Source organism: Leisingera coralii, assembly GCF_049056525.1.
Classification (GTDB): domain Bacteria; phylum Pseudomonadota; class Alphaproteobacteria; order Rhodobacterales; family Rhodobacteraceae; genus Leisingera; species Leisingera coralii.
This window is the reverse complement of record NZ_JBHUPT010000099.1, coordinates 1-22,143: the sequence shown is the minus strand read 5'-3', so window position 1 is coordinate 22,143 and position 22,143 is coordinate 1. Positions and strand designations below refer to the sequence as shown.

The 22,143-nt window shown below is 63.0% G+C and carries 18 protein-coding genes and 1 tRNA gene; 15 read left to right on the top strand and 4 right to left on the bottom strand.

The annotated features are described in order from the left end of the window. Positions 1–74, top strand: a 74-nt coding sequence (locus tag ACFMBG_RS23115) for an EF-Tu C-terminal domain-related protein (protein ID WP_217353393.1), incomplete at its 5' end; no start/stop codon positions are given. A 100-nt stretch (positions 75–174) separates the two neighbouring features. On the opposite strand, the gene ACFMBG_RS23110 is transcribed toward ACFMBG_RS23115, so the two are convergent. Together ACFMBG_RS23110 and ACFMBG_RS23105 are read right to left on the bottom strand one after the other, a co-directional pair. Continuing rightward, positions 175–303, bottom strand: a complete 129-nt coding sequence (locus ACFMBG_RS23110) for a hypothetical protein (RefSeq protein ID WP_421057007.1) — start codon at positions 301–303, stop codon at positions 175–177. Positions 304–319: 16 nt separating this feature from the next. Next, the gene (locus ACFMBG_RS23105) at positions 320–1,030 is read right to left on the bottom strand and encodes a lysophospholipid acyltransferase family protein (protein WP_421057006.1); all 711 of its coding nucleotides are present in this window, start codon (positions 1,028–1,030) and stop codon (positions 320–322) included. Between the two features lie 176 nt (positions 1,031–1,206). On the opposite strand from ACFMBG_RS23105, the gene ACFMBG_RS23100 reads away from it, so the two are divergent. Then, positions 1,207–1,282 (top strand) — tRNA-Trp (locus ACFMBG_RS23100). Positions 1,283–1,339: 57 nt separating this feature from the next. On the opposite strand, the gene ACFMBG_RS23095 is transcribed toward ACFMBG_RS23100, so the two are convergent. Next, the gene (locus ACFMBG_RS23095; RefSeq protein ID WP_421057005.1) at positions 1,340–3,493 is read right to left on the bottom strand and encodes a tetratricopeptide repeat protein; all 2,154 of its coding nucleotides are present in this window, start codon (positions 3,491–3,493) and stop codon (positions 1,340–1,342) included. Between the two features lie 204 nt (positions 3,494–3,697). On the opposite strand from ACFMBG_RS23095, the gene secE reads away from it, so the two are divergent. The 10 genes from secE to ACFMBG_RS23045 all read left to right on the top strand — a co-directional run bounded on the left by secE (position 3,698) and on the right by ACFMBG_RS23045 (position 17,907). Continuing rightward, positions 3,698–3,895: a preprotein translocase subunit SecE gene (secE, locus tag ACFMBG_RS23090; protein ID WP_008554326.1), complete on the top strand. Its 198-nt coding sequence runs from the start codon at positions 3,698–3,700 to the stop codon at positions 3,893–3,895. 215 nt (positions 3,896–4,110) lie between these two features. Further along, positions 4,111–4,644, top strand: a complete 534-nt coding sequence (nusG, locus tag ACFMBG_RS23085) for a transcription termination/antitermination protein NusG (protein ID WP_039150217.1) — start codon at positions 4,111–4,113, stop codon at positions 4,642–4,644. 161 nt (positions 4,645–4,805) lie between these two features. After that, a complete protein-coding gene (locus ACFMBG_RS23080) occupies positions 4,806–5,159 on the top strand; it encodes a hypothetical protein (protein WP_421057004.1) in 354 nt (117 codons plus the stop codon). A 477-nt stretch (positions 5,160–5,636) separates the two neighbouring features. Next, a complete protein-coding gene (gene rplK, locus ACFMBG_RS23075; RefSeq protein WP_019298608.1) occupies positions 5,637–6,062 on the top strand; it encodes a 50S ribosomal protein L11 in 426 nt (141 codons plus the stop codon). A 1-nt stretch (position 6,063) separates the two neighbouring features. Next, complete coding sequence (gene rplA / locus ACFMBG_RS23070) at positions 6,064–6,762, top strand: 50S ribosomal protein L1 (RefSeq protein WP_421057003.1); 699 nt, start codon at positions 6,064–6,066, stop codon at positions 6,760–6,762. Positions 6,763–7,181: 419 nt separating this feature from the next. Then, complete coding sequence (gene rplJ, locus ACFMBG_RS23065) at positions 7,182–7,700, top strand: 50S ribosomal protein L10 (RefSeq protein ID WP_222482590.1); 519 nt, start codon at positions 7,182–7,184, stop codon at positions 7,698–7,700. An 81-nt stretch (positions 7,701–7,781) separates the two neighbouring features. Further along, positions 7,782–8,156 (top strand): 50S ribosomal protein L7/L12, encoded by a 375-nt coding sequence (rplL, locus tag ACFMBG_RS23060; RefSeq protein WP_421057002.1) that lies wholly within the window; start codon positions 7,782–7,784, stop codon positions 8,154–8,156. A 250-nt stretch (positions 8,157–8,406) separates the two neighbouring features. Continuing rightward, a complete protein-coding gene (gene rpoB / locus ACFMBG_RS23055; RefSeq protein WP_421057001.1) occupies positions 8,407–12,543 on the top strand; it encodes a DNA-directed RNA polymerase subunit beta in 4,137 nt (1,378 codons plus the stop codon). Between the two features lie 93 nt (positions 12,544–12,636). Next, the gene (gene rpoC / locus ACFMBG_RS23050; RefSeq protein WP_421057000.1) at positions 12,637–16,881 is read left to right on the top strand and encodes a DNA-directed RNA polymerase subunit beta'; all 4,245 of its coding nucleotides are present in this window, start codon (positions 12,637–12,639) and stop codon (positions 16,879–16,881) included. A gap of 141 nt (positions 16,882–17,022) precedes the next feature. Continuing rightward, complete coding sequence (locus ACFMBG_RS23045; RefSeq protein ID WP_421056999.1) at positions 17,023–17,907, top strand: DMT family transporter; 885 nt, start codon at positions 17,023–17,025, stop codon at positions 17,905–17,907. Here the strand turns inward: ACFMBG_RS23045 and ACFMBG_RS23040 are convergent. After that, positions 17,876–18,700, bottom strand: coding sequence for a putative rhamnosyl transferase (locus ACFMBG_RS23040; protein WP_421056998.1), 825 nt, complete (start codon positions 18,698–18,700; stop codon positions 17,876–17,878). The genes ACFMBG_RS23045 and ACFMBG_RS23040 overlap by 32 nt on opposite strands. 387 nt (positions 18,701–19,087) lie before the next feature. Here ACFMBG_RS23040 and rpsL point away from each other — a divergent pair, with 387 nt between their 5' ends. The 3 genes from rpsL to fusA are packed head-to-tail and all read left to right on the top strand — an operon-like array spanning position 19,088 to position 22,081. Continuing rightward, the gene (gene rpsL / locus ACFMBG_RS23035; RefSeq protein ID WP_005621086.1) at positions 19,088–19,459 is read left to right on the top strand and encodes a 30S ribosomal protein S12; all 372 of its coding nucleotides are present in this window, start codon (positions 19,088–19,090) and stop codon (positions 19,457–19,459) included. A 15-nt stretch (positions 19,460–19,474) separates the two neighbouring features. Then, the gene (rpsG, locus tag ACFMBG_RS23030) at positions 19,475–19,945 is read left to right on the top strand and encodes a 30S ribosomal protein S7 (protein ID WP_421056997.1); all 471 of its coding nucleotides are present in this window, start codon (positions 19,475–19,477) and stop codon (positions 19,943–19,945) included. A gap of 18 nt (positions 19,946–19,963) precedes the next feature. Next, positions 19,964–22,081, top strand: a complete 2,118-nt coding sequence (gene fusA, locus ACFMBG_RS23025; RefSeq protein ID WP_421056996.1) for an elongation factor G — start codon at positions 19,964–19,966, stop codon at positions 22,079–22,081. The last annotated feature ends 62 nt before the right edge of the window (positions 22,082–22,143 follow it).

The following is a 22,143-nucleotide window of genomic DNA, read 5'->3' as shown; positions in this document are numbered from 1 at the left end:
ACGGCCTGCGCTTCGCCATCCGCGAAGGCGGCCGCACCGTCGGCGCCGGCGTCGTGTCGAAGATCATCGAGTAATTCGCGCCAGCGGATGTTCAAACGGAAAGGGCGCCCCTGCGGCGCCCTTTTTGTTTGAATTCACTGATCCCGAGACACGCGGTTGAAACTGTGCCGAAGATCATCGAGTAATCAGGTCTCCTGATTGATCGACGGAAAGGCCGCCTTCGGGCAGCCTTTTTGTTTTGCCGCTGCCGGAAACCGGCGCGGTTTCCGGCCATGAAAATCGATTTTCACGGCCGTTTTTCAAGCTGGAAACCGGCGGATCAAGCCGGACGTTTTTTCGGATCTTCGCCGCTTCGCCCTGCAGCCGCGTCCGCTGCATCCGTGACCGCGTCCAGCGAAGCTTCCAGGCTCTGCCGCAAGGCCTCCACCTCCGCGTCGCTTGGCTTTTTCGGCACCTCGTCCGTCCATTCCCGGCACATCAGCACGCCGCGGGAAAACGGCAGGGGCAGCATCTGCTGGTCCCAGGTCGGCAGCTTGATCACTTTCCGCTCAGCAAAGGCCACGGTAAAGACCCGGCAGCCGGTCATCCGCGCCCAGACCACCGGCACGGTGGAAGACTCGCGGGCAGGACCGCGCGGACCGTCGGCGGCGATACCGATGGAACAGCCTTCCCGGGTGCGCCGCAGCACTTCGCGCGACAGCGCTACATGGCGTTTGTGGCTCGACATCGGGATGGTCTCGAATCCCAGGCGCACCAGGATCTGCCCCGCCAGCCGCCCGGCCCGTGCGGCGGAGGTCAGCGCGCAGATGCGGCCCAGCGAGGTGTCGAACAGATAGGGCGCCATGATCAGCCGCTGGTGCCACAGCACAAAGATCACCGGCTCGCCGCGGCGCACGCAGGCGTCCATTTCCTCAAAACCGCTCCGCGTCCAGCGGGAGGTACGGAAGGCGAATCGCACATAGGCGGCAAACAGCCCCTCGATGGCGCGGTTCACCCGGGGGCTGTCGGCGAATTTCTTTCTCAAGCTCACGGTTTCAGGCTCATTTCCAAGGGATTGGCCGGGCGCGCGGCCCGTTTCCCGGCCCGTCTTACCGCATGGGCCGGCCCGGGCAAAGCCCGTGGCCCGCAAACCGCCGCGCGGCACGCAGAAAATCGGATTTCCCTCTTGCCACCGCGGCGCGGCTGCCGTAGGACATGCCGCACCACAGGGGTATAGCTCAGTTGGTAGAGCGACGGTCTCCAAAACCGTAGGTCGCGGGTTCGAACCCTGCTGCCCCTGCCATTCTCCCGAAAGTCCGAAGATCATGGCCGCCCACGCAGGGTGGACGGCGGTTCCGTATCAGCGCTGCGGCGTCCCCGTGCCGGAGACTGTCAGGTGGCCAGCAAGCAAACCTTGCAAAAACCGGTCAAAGGCCGCGTCATAGGCGCTCTCGATCTGGCGGGTGAAACGCGCGGCCGAGAACAGCGGAGCGTCCTGGTGCTGCTGGTGCAGCTTACGCTTCAGCGCGGCGCAGGCCTCCGGGTCCGCAGCAAGTGCGGCCGCTTTTGCCTCATAGTCTTCCGCGTTGTCCGCGATCATTTCAGGCAAGCCGGCGGCCTGCAGCAGGCTTGCCCCGGTGCGGGCGGCGAACTGCTGGCCGGGCAGGGTGAGCACCGGCACCCCGGCGGCCAGCGCTTCGCGGGCGGCGCTGCAGGCATTGACCGTGAAGGTGTCGAGGAACAGGCCAGCCAGCGGCAGCCGGGCAAGATGCTCTTCGTAGCCCGCAGGCGGGGCAAAGATCAGCCGGTCCGGGTCGACGCCGCGGGCGGCGGCAGCGCGGCGCAGGTTCGAGACGGAATGTGCGCCGTGATCCAGCAGCCAGAGCACGCTGTCCGGGGCACCGTCCAGCAGGCGCATCCAGATATCGAATTCCTGCGGGGAGATCTGGCTGGCCGCGGCAAAGCTGCAGAAGACAAAGGCGTCCTCCGGCAGGCCGCAGCCGGCCCTGCCAGGGCAGCTGGCGGCGGTGGCGGGCGGCACAGCCAAGCAGCTGTCCGGCAGGCGCAGCAGGTGTTCGTTGTGGTACCGCTCGCTGCCGGGCGGGCAGGTGGTGCTGTCGCTGATCAGATAGTCGAACGCCGCGGTGCCCATGGTGCCGGGGTATCCGGGCCAGGCAATGTGCAGAGGCGCCAGACGGGCGCTGAACAGTCCGCTCCGGTTGCCGTTGGAGTAGCCTGACAGGTCCACGGCAATGTCCAGCCCATCGGCTTTGGCTGCGGCGGCGGCGGCGGCGTCGCCTGCGGTGCCGTCCAGCATCCGCAAGAAGGAAACGGAGCCGCGGATCGCTGCGGCGGCGGCTTCCGCACCCTCCGCACCGGTGGCATAGGCAAAGACTTCAAACCGGTTGCGGTCATGAGCGGCAAATAGTGCGGCGTGCTGGCTCAGCACCGCCTCGGCGTCGCGGGCGGAGAAGAAATACCCGACCCTCAGCCGCTCCCGGCGCTGCGGTGCGGGCGGGGCGGCTTGCGGCTCGACCTCCGGGAACAGCTCGCTGGCATAGGCCTGCGCACGCACCCGCAGCAGGTCCGGGTTGTCTTCCATCAGCATCAGCGCGCTGGGATCGCAGCCGTTGCTGCGCAGGCCGAGCAGCCGGCGGTATTCCTCATATTCCCGCACCCAGCGCCAGTCGTTGAGCTCTGCCAGCACGTGCAGGCGCTGGGTGCGGGCGCGGTCGTCGGACGGTGAGACCTCAAGCACCTTGTCAAAACACGGGAGCGCATCGGCATGGCGGCCCTCGGCCTTGAGAAGCAGTCCCAGCTGGAACTGTGCCTCGGTCAGCTCCGGCTGCAGGGCGGCGGCACGGGTGTAGTGGTCCTTGGCCTCCGCCACGGCGCCGAGCTTGTGCAGCAGACCTGCCAGGGTCACATGCAGCGCGGCATCGTCCGGGGCCAGCGCAACCGCCCGGCGCAGGGTTGCCGCGGCCTCCGTGCTGCGGCCTTGCATCGGCAGCGCCTCAGCCAAGCTGCGAAGCGCCAGCAGGCAATCGGCATCCAGCGCCAGGGCCTTGCGATAGAGCGCCAGCGCATTGTCCAGCTGCCCGCGCGCCATGTGGACACGGCCCATGGCGGCATAGGTTCCGGCCTCCTTGGCGTTGATCCCGCAAGCCTTGTTCAGGCAGGTGGCCGCGTTGTCCAGATGGCCGGCGGCCAGATGGCAGCGGCCCAGGAAATCCCACAGGAAATGCGACTCCCGGAAGGTCTTGAGCAGGGCGCCGCAGCTGTCCGCAGCTTCAAATGGGCGTCCGGCGGCCAGCGCGGCCTCCAGCTCCGCCTTGGTGTCGGCGGACGGCTCGCGCTGCTCCCGCAGGCGGCCGCGCAGGGAGTCCAGCGCCTGCAGGGCACGGGCGTTCTTCGGGTTGCGGGCAAGAATTCCGGAGTAAGCAAGCACGGCATCTTCGAACCTGGCATCGCGTTCGAACTGCTCGGCCTGGGAGAGGGTATGTGCGGGTGTCATGGCATCCTGTCTCACTGAAACACACGGGGGTGTGCCAACACGGCGCGCGTCCTGCGCCGGGGCTGCTAGAGTCAGTTTTGCGGGAAGTGGATTAAAATTGGATTGACAGCGGCGGCAGTCCCGGCCTGTTAGGGGCGCAGGGCTTGAATTCAGCTGCCGCACCGGTTACATCGCCTGCACTGCTAGCAGAGAGACTCCCCCAGCATGGCGACTATCAACCCAGTTCAGTTCATCCAGCAGGTCCGTGCCGAAGTGTCCAAGGTCGTTTGGCCGACCCGGCGCGAGGTGCTGCTGACCACGGTCATGGTGTTCATCATGGCGGCTCTGACGGCGCTGTTCTTTGCGCTGGTCGACCTGCTGATCCGCTATGGCCTGCAGGGCCTTCTGGGGATGTTCGGCTAGGCCTGCAGCGGTATGACGGCTCCGGAGCCGCGGTTGCTGCGCAGCACTTGATTCTGGCGGCGATGGGCGGTACCTGAGCAGGAACATTGAGGCGGGCGTGCAGCGATTCGGTTTGCACGCCGCTTTTTGTTGGAGAGCGCAGCTTGAGGGCTGCAACGGAATGATTACGCAGCGGCGCGGCACCGGCCCGCCCTGCAGAACAAGGACAACGGTTCATGGCGAAACGGTGGTACTCGGTCAGCGTTCTTTCGAACTTCGAAAAGAAAATCGCAGAGCAGATCCGCACCTCGGTCGCAGAACAGGGCCTTGAGGACGAAATTGACGAGGTTCTGGTCCCGACCGAAGAGGTGATCGAGATTCGCCGCGGCAAGAAGGTCTCGACCGAGCGCCGCTTCATGCCCGGCTACGTGCTGGTGCATATGGAAATGTCCGACCGCGGCTATCACCTGATTTCCTCGATCAACCGCGTCACCGGCTTCCTGGGCCCGCAAGGCCGCCCGATGCCGATGCGCGACGCAGAGGTGCAGGGCATCCTGGGCCGCGTCGAGGAAGGCGTCGAGGCACCGCGCACCCTGATCCACTACGAGGTGGGCGAGAAGGTGAAGGTGAACGACGGCCCGTTCGAGGATTTCGACGGCATGGTCGAAGAGGTCGACGAGGACAACCAGAAGCTCAAGGTCACCGTGTCGATCTTCGGCCGCGAGACCCCGGTGGAACTGGACTTCACCCAGGTGACCAAGCAGGGGTGATTTGCCCCTCAGTGGAATTTGAGGCGCCGCGTTGGGTTCAACGCGGCGTTTTTGTTGACCGATACCCGCAAAAGTTGGTCTCCGCTGCTTCGGTCTGGCGTGGTGAACGGTACGATAGAAGGATTATTGACGCATAGGGAATCCTTCTCAATTGTGTTGCGATGTTTGAAAGCAATCCTAAGGCACGCGCCGATCTGAAGTCTGGAACTCTCTATGCTCTCTTAGGTGAGGGGGGCTGGATTTATTACGGTCAAATCACTGACGAAAAGTCGGTAGGGTTCTTTCTTCGCCGGGACCGTGAAGTCGCCAAGGTGCCGGACATTCTCGCGTCGCCTGTAATGGCTGTAGTAACAGTCGTTTATCCGTCCATTACGAGAGTTCTCCGTGCTGGCCAGTGGGGTAAGCTCGGGCGCTATGAACTTGCTGGGGCGCTGAAGGTCGTGCCGCCAGAGGTTCAGTGGCCGTCTGGCACCCTAACAGTGACCGTTTGGGAGGGGGGGGCTAGCTGCGCGTGAAACTCGGGTGGAAGACCCAGAGATACAGGGTTTAGAAGTGATGGGGGCATGGGACGCTGAGCATCACTTGCCCGCCCGATTAACCGCTGATTTCGGAGTTGAGGAGGCTGCTTGGCATGTTGGCGGTCCGGTATTCCGGCAGCGTAAACTCAAGGAGGAGATGGCGCGGCGGTTTCCGGACCAGCCGTGGCATCAGCTTCCGTCCGATTGGGTCTGGACGGGGTGTCACTAGCTGATCGCAAGCGTTCGCGGTCGGCAGTCAACATTGAACGGAATTGCTTTCAGTCCGGGTCGAGCCGGGTTTTATCAATTCCCCTCCCGCCCACTTGCCAATCCCCGCATTCCCCTGTAAACGCCGCCTCTATCGTCTTCGGGCGAGATTCTCTCGTGGGAGATGGACGGATCGCGATCCTGAAATCCGACCACGCAACACACACTGGATGGGACGCGTCCTGTCCTCGTTGAAAGGAAAACCAAATGGCTAAGAAGCTTGTTGGTTCGATGAAGCTGCAGGTTCCTGCAGGTCAGGCAAACCCCTCCCCGCCAGTGGGTCCGGCGCTGGGTCAGCGCGGCATCAACATCATGGAATTCTGCAAGGCGTTCAACGCCAAGACCGCAGACATGGAGCCCGGCGCGCCGTGCCCGACCGTGATCACCTACTATCAGGACAAGTCCTTCACCATGGACATCAAGACGCCGCCCGCGTCTTACTACCTGAAGAAGGCAGCCAAGGTGAAATCCGGCGCGAACAACCCGTCGCGTGAAACCGTCGGCACCGTGACCGTGGCCCAGGTGAAAGAGATCGCCGAAGCCAAGATGAAAGATCTGAACGCCAACGACATCGACGCGGCAATGCAGATCATCCTGGGCTCCGCCCGCTCCATGGGCATCGAGGTGAAGTAAGATGGCTAAGCTCGGTAAACGCACCCGCGCCGCGCGCGAAGCCTTCGCTGGCAAGGAAAACCTGTCGGTGGAAGAGGCCGTTGCCCTGATCAAGGCCAACGCCAACGCCAAGTTTGACGAAACCGTCGAGATCGCCATGAACCTGGGCGTCGACACCCGCCACGCAGACCAGATGGTCCGCGGCGTGGTCGGCCTGCCGAACGGCACCGGCAAAGACATGCGCGTTGCAGTCTTCGCCCGCGGCCCGAAGGCGGACGAAGCCACCGCGGCCGGCGCCGACATCGTTGGCGCAGAGGACCTGATGGAAGCGATCCAGGGCGGCAAGATCGACTTCGACCGCTGCATCGCAACCCCGGACATGATGCCCGTCGTTGGCCGTCTGGGTAAGATCCTCGGCCCGCGCAACCTGATGCCGAACCCGAAAGTCGGCACCGTGACCATGGACGTGAAAGCGGCCGTGGAAGCAGCCAAGGGCGGTGAAGTCCAGTTCAAGGCGGAAAAAGGCGGTGTTGTGCACGCCGGCGTCGGCAAAGCGTCGTTCGACGAAGCAAAGCTGGTGGAAAACATCCGTGCCTTCGTGTCGGCCGTGGCCAAAGCCAAGCCGACCGGCGCCAAAGGCGCCTACATGAAAAAGATCAACCTGTCCTCGACCATGGGTCCGGGCATCACGGTTGACGTGGACAACGCTGTCACCGAGTAATCCGGACAGCATTGCCGTTGAATTCAGCCCCGGGTGTCCGCACCCGGGGCTTTTCCTTTCCTGGGCCCGGCTGCCGCCAGTCCGGCGCGGCGCAGGCCGCGAAGGTTGCCGGAAGATCCCTCCCCGATGGTGCGCAGCGTTTTTTGCCCTTGGAAATCCCGTCAAATGGGAATAACTACGGCCTTGAGATAAAGCGTGCGATTCGTCGTGCGCTTTATTTCATTTCGTCCAAGATGGTGGGTGGCCTCCGATCGGGCCTTAATTTCCCTCCTGAGACGGGTACAGACCAAGAAGATCGGGGGTTTTCATTCCCTCGGGCGGATTTGGCTCATCCCGTAAAACGGACCTGAACGCCGGTTCCTTACGGGGCCGGCAAATATGAGCCGGGATGCGAGAGTATCCCTAACTTGGAGAGAACTGTGGATAGAGCCCAGAAAGAGAAAGTGGTCGAGGAACTCGGCCAGATCTTCGAAAGCTCTGGCGTCGTGGTGGTTGCTCACTACGCCGGTCTGACAGTTGCAGAGATGCAGGATCTGCGCGCCCGTGCCCGTGGCGCGAACAGCTCCGTGCGTGTTGCCAAGAACAGGCTCGCCAAAATCGCCCTCGAGGGTAAGCCGTGTGCAAGCATGGCCGACCTGCTGACAGGGATGACCGTTCTGACCTACTCCGAAGATCCCGTGTCCGCCGCCAAGGTGGCCGAGGATTTCGCCAAGGATAACAAAAAGTTTGAGATCCTCGGCGGCGCAATGGGTGAGAACGCTCTGGACCGCGCAGGCGTCGAAGCCGTGTCGAAAATGCCGTCCCGCGACGAGCTCATCGCTCAGATCGCAAGCTGCATTGGCGCACCCGCTTCCAACATCGCCGGCGCAATTGGCGCACCTGCAAGCAACATCGCAAGCATCCTTTCGACCATCGAAGAGAAGGCGGAAGCTGCGTAAGCGGTTGGCACTGAACGGCTGGCGTGGGGCAAAAGCCCGCACGTTGGAACACACATACTGTAAACGGAAAGAGCTGATACAATGGCTGATCTGAAAGCACTCGCAGAAAGCATCGTGGGTCTGACCCTGCTGGAAGCACAAGAACTGAAAACCATCCTGAAAGACGAATACGGCATCGAGCCCGCAGCAGGCGGCGCAGTTGTCATGGCAGCTGGCGGCGACGCCGGCGCTGCAGCTGAAGAAGAAAAGACCGAATTCGACGTCGTTCTGAAGAACGCCGGCGCTTCCAAGATCAACGTGATCAAGGAAGTCCGCGGCATCACCGGCCTGGGCCTGAAAGAAGCCAAAGAGCTGGTCGAAGCTGGCGGCAAAATCAAAGAAGGCATCGACAAAGCCGAAGCAGAAGACATCAAAGCCAAGCTGGAAGCAGCTGGCGCCGAAGTCGAGCTGGCCTAAGTCCTGCCTCTGGTGCATTTCTGATGCATCGGAAATTTTGGCTGGGTCCGGAGTTTTCCGGGCCCAGCCGAACCTGTCTTAAAAAGGGCCTCGGGCAAGAGGCGCTTTTTCAGGCGAGGTTCAAGGGATCGGGAGGCCGCCTTCGGGACGGTGGCCATGAATTGATCCGAACGCGCTGTCTCGTATGGGCAAGGTGCCGGGGCCCGGCGGCAACCTTGACCGGTGAGAACTCGGAAAGGTGACATCTGACATGGCTCAATCGTTCCTTGGCCAGAAACGTCTACGCAAATATTACGGCAAAATCCGCGAAGTGCTGGAGATGCCGAACCTCATCGAGGTGCAGAAATCCTCCTACGATCTGTTCCTGCGCTCCGGCGATGCAGCAGAGCCGCTTGACGGCGAAGGCATCAAGGGTGTGTTCCAGTCGGTCTTCCCGATCAAGGACTTCAACGAAACCTCCGTGCTGGAGTTCGTGAAGTACTCCTTCGAGAAGCCGAAGTACGACGTCGAAGAGTGCATGCAGCGCGACATGACCTATTCGGCGCCGCTGAAGGTCACCCTGCGCCTGATCGTCTTTGATGTCGACGAGGATACCGGCGCAAAGTCCGTGAAGGACATCAAGGAGCAGGACGTCTTCATGGGCGACATGCCCCTGATGACCCCGAACGGCACCTTCATCGTGAACGGCACCGAGCGTGTGATCGTGTCCCAGATGCACCGCTCGCCGGGCGTGTTCTTCGACCACGACAAGGGCAAGACCCACTCTTCGGGCAAGCTGCTGTTTGCCTGCCGCATCATCCCGTACCGCGGCTCCTGGCTGGACTTCGAGTTCGACGCCAAGGACATCGTCTTTGCCCGTATCGACCGCCGCCGCAAGCTGCCGGTGACCACCCTGCTGTACGCCCTGGGCCTGGACCAGGAAGGCATCATGGATGCCTACTACAACACCGTCAACTTCAAGCTTGAGAAGTCCCGCGGCTGGGTCACCCCCTTCTTCCCCGAGCGCGTGCGCGGCACCCGTCCAGCCTATGACCTGGTGGACGCCGCCACCGGCGAGATCATCTGCGAGGCGGGCAAGAAAGTCACCCCGCGCGCCGTTAAGAAGATGATCGAGGAAGGCACCATCACCGAGCTGCTGGTTCCCTTCGACCACATCGTCGGCAAGTTCGTCGCCAAGGACATCATCAACGAAGACAACGGCGCGATCTATGTCGAGGCCGGTGATGAACTGACCCTGGAATACGACAAGGACGGCGAACTGATCGGCGGCTCCCTGAAGGAGCTGCTGGATGCGGGCATCACCGACATCCCGGTGCTGGACATCGACAACGTCAACGTCGGCCCCTACATGCGCAACACCATGGCGCAGGACAAGAACCGGACCCGCGAAAGCGCGCTCATGGACATCTACCGTGTGATGCGCCCGGGCGAGCCGCCCACCGTCGAGGCCGCCTCGGCGCTGTTCGACACCCTGTTCTTCGACTCCGAGCGTTACGACCTGTCCGCCGTCGGCCGCGTGAAGATGAACATGCGCCTGGCGCTCGACGCCGAAGACACCCAGCGCACCCTGCGCAAGGAAGACATCGTCGCCTGTATCAAGGCGCTGGTCGACCTGCGTGACGGCCGCGGCGATGTCGACGACATCGACCACCTGGGCAACCGCCGCGTGCGGTCCGTCGGCGAGCTGATGGAAAACCAGTACCGCGTCGGCCTGCTGCGCATGGAGCGTGCGATCAAGGAACGCATGTCCTCCGTCGAGATCGACACCGTGATGCCGCAGGACCTGATCAACGCGAAGCCCGCCGCGGCTGCCGTGCGCGAATTCTTCGGCTCCTCGCAGCTGTCGCAGTTCATGGACCAGACCAACCCGCTGTCGGAAGTCACCCACAAACGCCGCCTGTCGGCGCTTGGCCCGGGCGGCCTGACCCGCGAGCGTGCCGGCTTTGAGGTCCGCGACGTGCACCCGACCCACTATGGCCGGATGTGCCCGATTGAGACCCCGGAAGGCCCGAACATCGGTCTGATCAACTCGCTGGCGACCTTTGCGCGCGTCAACAAGTACGGCTTTATTGAGACGCCCTACCGCGTGGTGAAAGAAGGACAGGTGACCGACGAGGTTCACTACATGTCCGCCACCGAAGAAATGCGCCACACCGTGGCGCAGGCGAACGCGACCCTGGATGAAAACGGCAAGTTCATCAACGACCTGGTGTCCACCCGTCAGTCGGGCGACTACACCCTGGCGCCGAACGAAAGCGTCGACCTGATCGACGTGTCGCCGAAGCAGCTGGTCTCGGTTGCGGCCTCGCTGATCCCGTTCCTGGAAAACGACGACGCCAACCGCGCTCTGATGGGCTCGAACATGCAGCGTCAGGCGGTTCCGCTGCTGCGTGCAGAGGCGCCGCTGGTCGGCACCGGCATCGAGGAGAAGGTTGCGATCGACTCCGGCGCGGCGATCCAGGCCAAGCGGGCTGGCATCATCGACCAGGTCGATGCGCAGCGTATCGTGATCCGGGCCACCGAGGACCTGGAACTGGGCGACGCGGGCGTGGATATCTACCGCATGCGCAAGTTCCAGCGTTCCAACCAGAACACCTGTATCAACCAGCGTCCGCTGGTGAAGGTGGGCGACACCGTGACCAAGGGCGAAGTGATTGCCGATGGTCCGTCGACCGATATGGGCGAACTGGCTCTGGGCAAGAACGTGGTCGTCGCGTTTATGCCGTGGAATGGCTACAACTACGAAGACTCCATCCTGATCTCCGAGCGCATCGCGCGTGACGACGTCTTCACCTCGGTCCACATCGAGGAATTCGAAGTCGCCGCCCGTGACACCAAGCTCGGGCCGGAAGAAATCACCCGCGACATCCCCAACGTCGGCGAGGAAGCCCTGCGCAACCTCGACGAGGCGGGCATCGTCTACATCGGCGCCGATGTGGAGCCGGGCGACATTCTGGTCGGCAAGATCACTCCGAAGGGCGAAAGCCCGATGACCCCGGAAGAGAAGCTGCTGCGCGCCATCTTCGGCGAGAAGGCTTCCGACGTGCGCGACACCTCGCTGCGCGTGAAGCCGGGCGATTACGGTACTGTCGTGGAAGTGCGCGTCTTCAACCGCCACGGTGTTGAGAAAGACGAGCGTGCGCTGCAGATCGAGCGTGAGGAAGTCGAGCGTCTGGCCCGTGACCGGGACGACGAGCTGGCGATCCTGGACCGCAACATCTACGCTCGCCTGCGCGGCATGCTGCTGGGCAAAGTGGCTGTCAAAGGCCCGAAAGGCGTGCGTGCCGGCACCGAAATCACCGAGGATCTGCTGGACTCCCTGTCCCGCGGCCAGTGGTGGATGCTGGCGCTGGAAGACGAGCAGGACGCCCAGGTGGTCGAGGCCCTGAACGAGCAGTACGAGGCGCAGAAGCGTGCCCTGGATGCCCGTTTCGAGGACAAGGTCGAGAAGGTCCGCCGCGGCGACGACCTGCCGCCGGGCGTGATGAAGATGGTCAAGGTCTTCATCGCGGTGAAGCGCAAGCTGCAGCCGGGCGACAAGATGGCCGGCCGTCACGGCAACAAGGGTGTGATCTCGAAAGTGGTGCCGATGGAGGACATGCCGTTCCTCGCCGACGGTACCCCGGTCGACTTTTGCCTCAACCCGCTGGGCGTGCCGTCGCGTATGAACGTCGGTCAGATCCTGGAGACCCACATGGGCTGGGCCGCACGCGGCCTCGGCATCAAGGTGGACGAGGCGCTGCAGGAATACCGCCGCTCGGGCGACCTGACCCCGGTCCGTGAAGCGATGCACCACGCCTATGGCGATGACGTCTACGACGAGGGCATTGCCAGCATGTCCGAGGACGCGCTGATCGAAGCCGCAGGCAACGTGACCCGCGGTGTTCCGATTGCGACCCCGGTCTTCGACGGCGCCAAGGAAGACGATGTGAACGACGCCCTAGTGCGTGCGGGCTTTGACCAGTCCGGCCAGTCGATCCTGTTCGACGGCCGCACCGGCGAGCAGTTTGCGCGTCCGGTCACCGTCGGCATCAAGTACCTGCTGAAGCTGCACCACCTGGTGGACGACAAGATCCACGCGCGTTCCACCGGCCCGTACTCGCTGGTCACCCAGCAGCCGCTGGGCGGTAAGGCGCAGTTCGGCGGTCAGCGCTTCGGGGAGATGGAAGTCTGGGCTCTGGAAGCCTATGGTGCCGCCTACACCCTGCAGGAGATGCTCACCGTCAAGTCGGATGACGTCGCCGGCCGGACCAAGGTCTACGAGTCGATCGTCAAGGGCGAGGACAACTTCGAGGCGGGCGTGCCGGAATCGTTCAACGTTCTGGTTAAAGAAGTCCGCGGCCTCGGCCTGAACATGGAACTCCTGGATGCGGAGGTTGAGGAATAAGGGGACAAAAGTTTTCTGAAAACTTTTGCCCAAACTTTTCAAAAAAGTTTGGGCGCCCCTCCCAGCCCTTCGCACGAATTTGAGGACATCAAAATGAACCAGGAAATCACCAACAACCCGTTCAACCCGCTGACCCCGCCGAAGGTCTTTGACGAAATCAAAGTCTCGCTGGCCAGCCCGGAACGGATCCTGTCTTGGTCCTATGGCGAAATCAAAAAGCCCGAGACCATCAACTACCGGACCTTCAAGCCGGAGCGCGACGGCCTGTTCTGCGCCCGCATCTTTGGCCCGATCAAGGACTACGAGTGCCTCTGCGGCAAATATAAGCGGATGAAGTACCGCGGCGTCGTCTGTGAAAAATGCGGCGTCGAGGTTACCCTGCAGAAAGTGCGCCGCGAGCGCATGGGCCACATCGAACTGGCCGCGCCGGTTGCGCACATCTGGTTCCTGAAGTCGCTGCCCTCCCGCATCGGCCTGATGCTGGACATGACCCTGCGCGACCTGGAACGGGTTCTGTACTTTGAAAACTACGTCGTCATCGAGCCGGGCCTCACCGACCTGACCTATGGTCAGATGATGACCGAAGAAGAGTACATGGACGCCCAGGATGCCTATGGCATGGACGCCTTCACCGCCAACATCGGCGCCGAGGCAATCCGTGACATGCTGGCCCAGATCGACCTGGAATCGGAAGCCGAGCAGCTGCGCGCCGAACTGGCCGAAGCCACCGGCGAGCTGAAGCCCAAGAAGATCATCAAGCGTCTGAAAGTCGTGGAATCCTTCCTGGAGTCGGGCAACCGTCCGGAATGGATGATCATGACCGTGATCCCGGTCATCCCGCCGGAACTGCGCCCGCTGGTTCCGCTGGACGGCGGCCGCTTTGCGACCTCCGACCTGAACGACCTGTACCGCCGCGTGATCAACCGGAACAACCGCCTGAAGCGGCTGATCGAGCTGCGCGCGCCGGACATCATCGTCCGCAACGAAAAGCGGATGCTGCAGGAATCCGTGGACGCGCTGTTCGACAACGGCCGCCGCGGCCGCGTCATCACCGGCGCCAACAAGCGCCCGCTGAAGTCGCTGTCCGACATGCTGAAAGGCAAGCAGGGCCGCTTCCGCCAGAACCTTCTGGGTAAGCGCGTCGACTTCTCCGGCCGTTCGGTCATCGTGACCGGTCCCGAGCTGAAGCTGCACCAGTGCGGCCTGCCCAAGAAGATGGCGCTGGAACTGTTCAAGCCCTTCATCTACTCGCGTCTGGAGGCCAAGGGCCTGTCCTCGACCGTGAAGCAGGCGAAGAAGCTGGTCGAAAAAGAGCGTCCCGAAGTGTGGGATATCCTGGACGAAGTGATCCGCGAGCACCCGGTGATGCTGAACCGCGCACCGACGCTGCACCGTCTCGGCATCCAGGCGTTCGAACCCACGCTGATCGAAGGCAAGGCCATCCAGCTGCACCCGCTGGTCTGCTCGGCGTTCAACGCGGACTTCGACGGCGACCAGATGGCTGTGCACGTCCCGCTGAGCCTTGAGGCCCAGCTGGAAGCGCGCGTCCTGATGATGTCCACCAACAACGTTCTGTCGCCCGCCAACGGCGCGCCGATCATCGTTCCGTCGCAGGATATGATTCTGGGTCTCTACTATCTGACCCTGGAACGCGAAGGCATGGTTGGTGAAGGCAAGGTCTTTGGCACCATCGACGAGGTCCAGCACGCGCTGGACGCCGGTGAAGTGCACCTGCACACCAAGATCACCGCGCGGATCACCCAGATCGACGAGGAAGGCAACGAGGTTCTCAAGCGCTTTGAGACCACTCCGGGCCGTGTCCGCCTGGGCGCGCTGCTGCCGAAAAACGCCAAGGCGCCGTTTGAGCTGGTCAACCGCCTGCTGCGGAAGAAAGAAGTGCAGCAGGTCATCGACACCGTCTACCGCTACTGCGGCCAGAAGGAGTCGGTCATCTTCTGTGACCAGATCATGACCATGGGTTTCCGCGAAGCGTTCAAGGCCGGCATCTCCTTCGGCAAGGACGACATGGTGATCCCGGACGGCAAGTGGACCATCGTGGACGACACCCGCGAGCAGGTAAAGGACTTCGAACAGCAGTACATGGACGGCCTGATCACCCAGGGCGAAAAGTACAACAAGGTTGTCGATGCCTGGTCGAAGTGTAACGACCGCGTCACCGAAGCCATGATGCAGACCATCTCGGCCGACCGCCGGGACGAGAACGGCGCCGTGATGGAACCGAACTCGGTCTACATGATGGCCCACTCCGGTGCGCGTGGCTCGGTCACGCAGATGAAGCAGCTGGGCGGCATGCGCGGCCTGATGGCCAAGCCGAACGGCGACATCATCGAGACTCCGATCATCTCGAACTTTAAAGAAGGCCTGACCGTTCTCGAGTACTTCAACTCGACCCACGGCGCCCGTAAGGGTCTGTCCGATACCGCGCTTAAGACCGCGAACTCGGGCTACCTGACCCGCCGTCTGGTGGACGTGGCGCAGGACTGCATCGTGCGCGAGCATGACTGCGGCACCGAGCGCGCGATCACTGCGGAAGCGGCGATCAACGACGGCGAAGTCGTGGCCTCGCTGGGCGAGCGCATCCTGGGCCGTGTGGCTGCGGATGACATCAAGCGCCCCGGCACCGAGGAGATCATCGTCGCCGCCGGCCAGCTGATCGACGAGCGCATGGCCGACGCAGTGGAAGAGGCCGGCGTCCAGTCGACCCGCATCCGCTCGCCGCTGACCTGTGAGTCCGAAGAGGGCGTCTGCGCCATGTGCTATGGCCGTGACCTTGCACGCGGCACCCAGGTGAACACCGGTGAGGCTGTCGGCATCATCGCGGCACAGTCGATCGGTGAACCCGGCACCCAGCTGACCATGCGGACCTTCCACATCGGCGGTGTTGCCCAGGGCGGCCAGCAGTCGTTCCTGGAAGCCTCGCAGGAAGGCAAGATCGTCTTCGAGATGCCGCAGACCCTGGAGAACGCCAACGGCGAGACTCTGGTTGTCGGCCGCAACATGAAGCTGATCATCCAGGACGAGCACGGCGAAGAGCGCGCCAGCCACAAGCTGGGCTACGGCTCCAAGCTGTTCGTCAAGGAAGGCCAGCAGGTCAGCCGCGGCGACAAGCTGTTCGAATGGGACCCCTACACCCTGCCGATCATCGCCGAGAAGCCGGGTACCGCGAAATACGTGGACCTGATCTCGGGCCTCGCCGTCCGCGACGAGACCGACGAAGCCACCGGCATGACCCAGAAGATCGTGATCGACTGGCGTGCGGCTCCGAAGGGCTCCGACCTGAAGCCGGAAATCATCCTGGTCGACAGCAACGGCGAGCCGGTGCGCAACGACAACGGCAACCCGCTGACCTACCCGATGTCCGTGGACGCCATTCTGTCGGTCGAAGACGGCCAGCAGATCATGGCAGGCGACGTCGTCGCGCGTATCCCGCGTGAAGGCGCCAAGACCAAGGACATTACCGGTGGTCTGCCGCGCGTTGCGGAACTGTTCGAAGCCCGCCGTCCGAAGGATCACGCGATCATCGCCGAAATCGATGGATACGTGCGCTTCGGCCGCGACTACAAGAACAAGCGCCGCATCTCGATCGAGCCCAGCGACGAGTCGATGGAGCCCGTCGAATACATGGTGCCCAAGGGCAAGCACATTCCGGTTCAGGAAGGTGATTTTGTCCAGAAGGGCGACTACATCATGGACGGCAACCCGGCGCCGCATGACATCCTGTCCATCATGGGTGTCGAGGCACTGGCGAACTACATGATCGACGAGGTCCAGGACGTCTACCGCCTGCAGGGTGTGAAGATCAACGACAAGCACATCGAGGTGATCGTCCGCCAGATGCTGCAGAAGTGGGAGATCTCCGACTCCGGCGACACGACGCTGCTGAAAGGCGAGCACGTGGACAAGCAGGAATTCGACGCCGCCAACGAAAAGGCGCTGGCCCGCGGCAAGCGTCCTGCTCAGGGCGAGCCGATCCTGCTCGGCATCACCAAGGCGTCGCTGCAGACCCGCTCCTTCATCTCGGCGGCCTCCTTCCAGGAGACCACCCGGGTCCTCACCGAGGCTTCGGTGCAGGGCAAGAAGGACAAGCTGGTCGGCCTCAAGGAGAACGTCATCGTGGGCCGCCTGATCCCGGCCGGCACCGGCGGCGCGACCCAGCGGGTGCGCCAGATTGCCCAGGGCCGCGACAACGTGGTGCTGGAAGCCCGCCGCGAGGAAGCCGAAGCCGCTGCAGCCCTGGCCGCACCGGTGATGGACGAGGACGTGATGGGCGGCGACGAGGCGGATATCCTGGTCGAAACCCCGGAAAGCCGCGACTAAGCTGCCGCAGCAGACAAACAGAAAAGCCCCCGCATCGGTGATGCGGGGGCTTTTTCATTTCTGCTGCCAGGGCTATCTGTTGCCGGGCAGGGAGGGCGCAGGGATGAATGTCAGGCTGCAATTGATCACGGCGGGGCGGCGATGACCCCGAACCAGACCGGGGCGCTGCTGATGACGGCGGCGATGGCGGCCTATACCTTCAACGATGCGCTGGTAAAGCTGATCGGCGGGGCGCTGCCGCTGCCGCAGATCCTCACCATCCGCGGCATTGCCGCCAGTTTCCTGATCTATCTTCTGGCCCTGCGGCTGGGCGGTCTGTGCCTGCGGCTGCCGGGCCGGGCCTGGGGAATGATCGCATTGCGCTGCGCGGGGGAAGTGTCGGCGACCTATCTGTTCCTGACCGCGCTGATGGTGATGCCGATCGCCAATGTCACCGCGGTGCTGCAGGTGCTGCCGCTGGCGGTGACCCTGAGCGCTGCGTTGTTCCTGCGCGAGCCGGTCGGCTGGCGCCGGATGGCGGCGATTGCCGCCGGCTTCTGCGGCATGCTGCTGATCGTGCGGCCGGGGCCGGAAGGCTTCAGCGACGGCGCGCTTTATGCGCTGGCGTCGGTGGCCTGCATCACCGCCCGCGACCTGGTCACCCGCCGGATGCCGCCCGAGGTGCCGTCGATGACCGTGACCCTGATGTCCTCCCTCGCCGTGATGGCCTTCGGGATCGCCACCTCCGCCGCGGTGGAATGGCAGCCGATGGACCGCAGCAACCTTCTGATCCTGATGGGCGCGGCGCTGTTCATCTTTGCCGGCTACCTGTGTTCGGTCATGACCATGCGGGTGGGGGAGATCGCGGTGATCGCGCCCTTGCGCTACAGCGGTCTTCTCTGGGCGCTGCTGCTGGGCTGGCTGGTGTTCGGCGAATGGCCGGATGCGGTCACCCTGGCAGGAGCCGCCATTGTTGCCGGCGCGGGGATTTTCACCTTCTACCGGGAGCGGCAGGTCAGCCGCAAAGCCCGGTCTGCCCAGGTTTGAACACCTCGCGCACCCTGCCGGCCTTGATGCCGAAGAAGGTTGCGAATTCCAGCTCCTCCTTGGGCGTCAGCGGCGCAACCTCTGCCTCCGGGACCCGCCGCTGCCGGGAATCGTTGAAACCGTTGTGGCTGCGCACCCACATGGGCGCATCGCTGATTGTGACGCTGGGCATGTGATGGTGGATGCGGTGATGCGCAAAGTTCATGATCGATTGGCGCACGCTCCCGGCGGCATACATCCCCAGCGCCGCCGTCTCATAAGGGCTGATGGCGGGCACTGCTGAAATCCCCTCAGGGCCGAATTCCGCGATATAGCCCCGGTTGAAGTCGATCGCCGCGGTCGGGGTCCTTGCAAACAGCTTGGCGCAGTCCCGCGCGGTTTCCCGCAGCCGCTCGACAAAGTCGGTTGCAACCGCGTCGTCGTCATCATGACGGAACTGCAGGCAGGGCTTGTCCGGATCCCGGCGGGCGGTGTTGAGGATCTCTTTCATCACTTCCCGGTGGCGGCGCGGCGGCTCGGACAGGATCCGGGCCTGCGGCATGTCCGCCGTCAGGTCATGCAGCCGGTCGCGATGGCGCCGGGGCAGGCTGTCGCCGATGACAATGATCAGGTCGAAATCCTGATCGGTCTGGCCGCGCAGCCCGGGCAGGGCGACGGTCTCCAGCAGCCTGAACCGCTCCTCCAGCCGCTCTTCGGCATAAAGGTAGGCGATGCGCGCGTCCACGGTCTCATGCTCGACCTGGAAGCCGCCAAGCGCCGGGTAGGAAAACCGGCACAACCCGATAACCTGCATTCTGAAATCCGTTTCGTGACAAAGGCGTTTGCGGCGACTATGCAGGGCGTGCCGCTCCCTGGCAAGCGTGCCCCGGGACAGTCAGGGGGCAGAGGCGGCCAGGGCAGGGGCCACACGCCCGCCTGCTGTTGACAACCTGCGCGACTCCCCATATACGCGCGGCTATCCGGCACCCGGAGTACGTCTCCGTAAGCCGAATTCAAAATTGCAGTGGCTCAAGGCCTGGGCACTTTTACCACCCGGGCCCTCTGTAAACTCACCGCGTCGTCTCACCTCGGAACGGGAGCGATTGCGGTTTTTGCGCTTGTGGACGCATAAGTGCAGCGATTTCACCCGCACGCGCCGGCGTGCATGACACATGTGTTGCGAAACGGGGAATATACCGGAATGCCCACGATCCAGCAGCTGATCCGCAAGCCGCGGCAGCCGAAAGTTAAACGCTCGAAGTCCATGCACCTGGAGCAGTGCCCGCAGAAGCGCGGCGTCTGCACCCGCGTGTACACCACCACCCCGAAGAAGCCGAACTCCGCTATGCGGAAAGTTGCGAAGGTCCGCCTGACCAACGGTTTCGAAGTGATCTCCTACATCCCCGGTGAAAGCCACAACCTTCAGGAGCACTCCGTGGTTCTGATCCGTGGCGGCCGTGTGAAAGACCTTCCGGGTGTCCGTTACCACATCCTGCGCGGTGTTCTGGATACCCAGGGCGTTAAAGACCGTAAGCAGCGCCGCTCGAAGTACGGCGCGAAGCGTCCTAAGTAAGAAGGAGAGAGCGAGATGTCCCGTCGTCACGCCGCAGAGAAGCGCGAAGTCCTGCCCGACGCCAAGTTCGGCGACCGCGTTCTGACCAAATTCATGAACAACCTGATGATCGACGGCAAGAAGTCGGTCGCAGAGCGTATCGTGTACAACGCACTGGACCGCGTTGAGACCAAGATCAAGCGCGCCCCGGTGGAAGTGTTCCACGAAGCGCTGGACAACGTGAAGCCGTCCGTTGAGGTCCGCTCCCGCCGTGTTGGCGGTGCAACCTACCAGGTTCCGGTCGAAGTCCGCCCCGAGCGCCGCGAAGCGCTGGCAATCCGCTGGCTGATCACCGCCGCGCGCAACCGCAACGAAAACACCATGGAAGAGCGCCTCGCAGGCGAGCTGCTGGACGCCGTCCAGTCCCGTGGCACCGCGGTCAAGAAGCGCGAAGACACCCACAAGATGGCCGAGGCGAACAAAGCCTTCAGCCACTATCGCTGGTAAGCTAGAGGACCTAGACCTATGGCACGCGAATATCCCCTCGAACTGTACCGTAACTTCGGTATCATGGCGCACATCGACGCAGGTAAAACCACCTGCTCCGAGCGCATCCTGTATTACACCGGCAAATCCCACAACATCGGTGAGGTGCACGACGGTGCAGCCACCATGGACTGGATGGAGCAGGAGCAGGAACGCGGTATCACCATCACCTCGGCTGCGACCACCACCTTCTGGGAGCGCACCGAGGACGGCAAGACCGCCGACACCCCGAAGCACCGCCTGAACATCATCGACACCCCCGGCCACGTTGACTTCACCATCGAAGTTGAGCGTTCGCTGGCGGTTCTCGACGGTGCCGTCTGCGTTCTGGACGCCAACGCCGGTGTTGAGCCCCAGACCGAGACCGTGTGGCGCCAGGCTGACCGCTACAAGGTTCCGCGCATGGTGTTCGTCAACAAGATGGACAAGATCGGCGCGGACTTCTTCAACTGCGTCCGCATGATCGAAGACCGCACCGGCGCCCGCGCGGTTCCGGTTGGTATCCCGATCGGCGCCGAGAACGAGCTGGAAGGCCTGATCGACCTGGTCACCATGAAAGAGTGGCTGTGGCAGGGTGAAGACTTGGGCGCGTCCTGGGTGCACGCCGAGATCCGCGACGAGCTCAAGGACATGGCCGAAGAGTGGCGCGGCAAGATGATCGAGGCCGCCGTCGAAGAAGACGACGACGCCATGGAAGCCTACCTGGAAGGTGAAGAGCCCGACGTGCCGACCCTGCGCAAACTGCTGCGGAAGGGCACCCTGGCGCTGCACTTCGTTCCGGTTCTGGGCGGTTCCGCGTTCAAGAACAAAGGTGTTCAGCCGCTGCTCAACGCCGTGATCGACTACCTGCCCAGCCCGCTGGACGTTGTCGATTACATGGGCTTCAAGCCCGGCGACGAGGAAGAAGTCCGCAACATCGCCCGCCGTGCCGATGACAACATGGCCTTCTCCGGCCTGGCGTTCAAAATCATGAACGACCCGTTTGTCGGCTCCCTGACCTTCACCCGGATCTACTCCGGCGTGCTGAGCAAGGGCGACTCGATCCTGAACTCGACCAAGGGCAAGAAAGAGCGCATCGGCCGTATGATGATGATGCACTCCAACAACCGGGAAGAGATCGAAGAAGCGTTTGCAGGCGACATCATCGCGCTGGCGGGTCTGAAAGACACCACCACCGGCGACACCCTCTGCGACGCCAAGGATCCGGTGGTTCTGGAAACCATGACCTTCCCCGATCCGGTGATCGAGATCGCGGTTGAGCCCAAGACCAAGGGCGACCAGGAGAAGATGTCCCAGGGTCTGGCCCGTCTGGCCGCCGAAGACCCGTCCTTCCGCGTCGAAACCGACCTCGAGTCCGGTCAGACCATCATGAAGGGCATGGGCGAACTTCACCTGGACATCCTGGTGGACCGTCTGAAGCGCGAATTCAAAGTCGAAGCGAACATCGGTGCGCCGCAGGTGGCCTACCGTGAGACCATCGGCCACGAGATCGAGCATTCCTACACCCACAAGAAACAGTCGGGTGGTTCGGGCCAGTTCGCCGAGGTGAAGCTGATCATCTCTCCGACCGAAGCAGGCGAAGGCTACTCCTTCGAATCCCGCATCGTCGGCGGTTCGGTTCCGAAGGAATACATCCCGGGTGTCGAAAAAGGCATCCAGTCGGTCATGGACTCCGGTCCGCTGGCAGGCTTCCCGGTGATCGACTTCAAGGTTGCCCTGATCGACGGTAAGTTCCACGACGTGGACTCCTCGGTTCTGGCCTTTGAAATCGCCTCCCGCATGTGCATGCGCGAAGGTCTGAAAAAGGCCGGCGCCAAGCTGCTGGAGCCGATCATGAAGGTGGAGGTGATCACCCCGGAAGAATACACCGGCGGTATCATCGGCGACCTGACGTCCCGCCGCGGCCAGGTGTCCGGCCAGGAGAACCGCGGCAACGCCATCGCCATCGACGCAATGGTGCCGCTGGCCAACATGTTCGGCTACATCAACACCCTGCGTTCGATGAGCTCGGGCCGCGCCCAGTTCACCATGCAGTTCGATCACTACGATCCGGTGCCGCAGAACATCTCGGAAGAGATCCAGGCGAAATACGCGTAAGCGTCAAGAAATTGAGGGGTTCGCGGCCGTTGCGGGCCCCTCTCGAAACAAAAGGAGGCCAT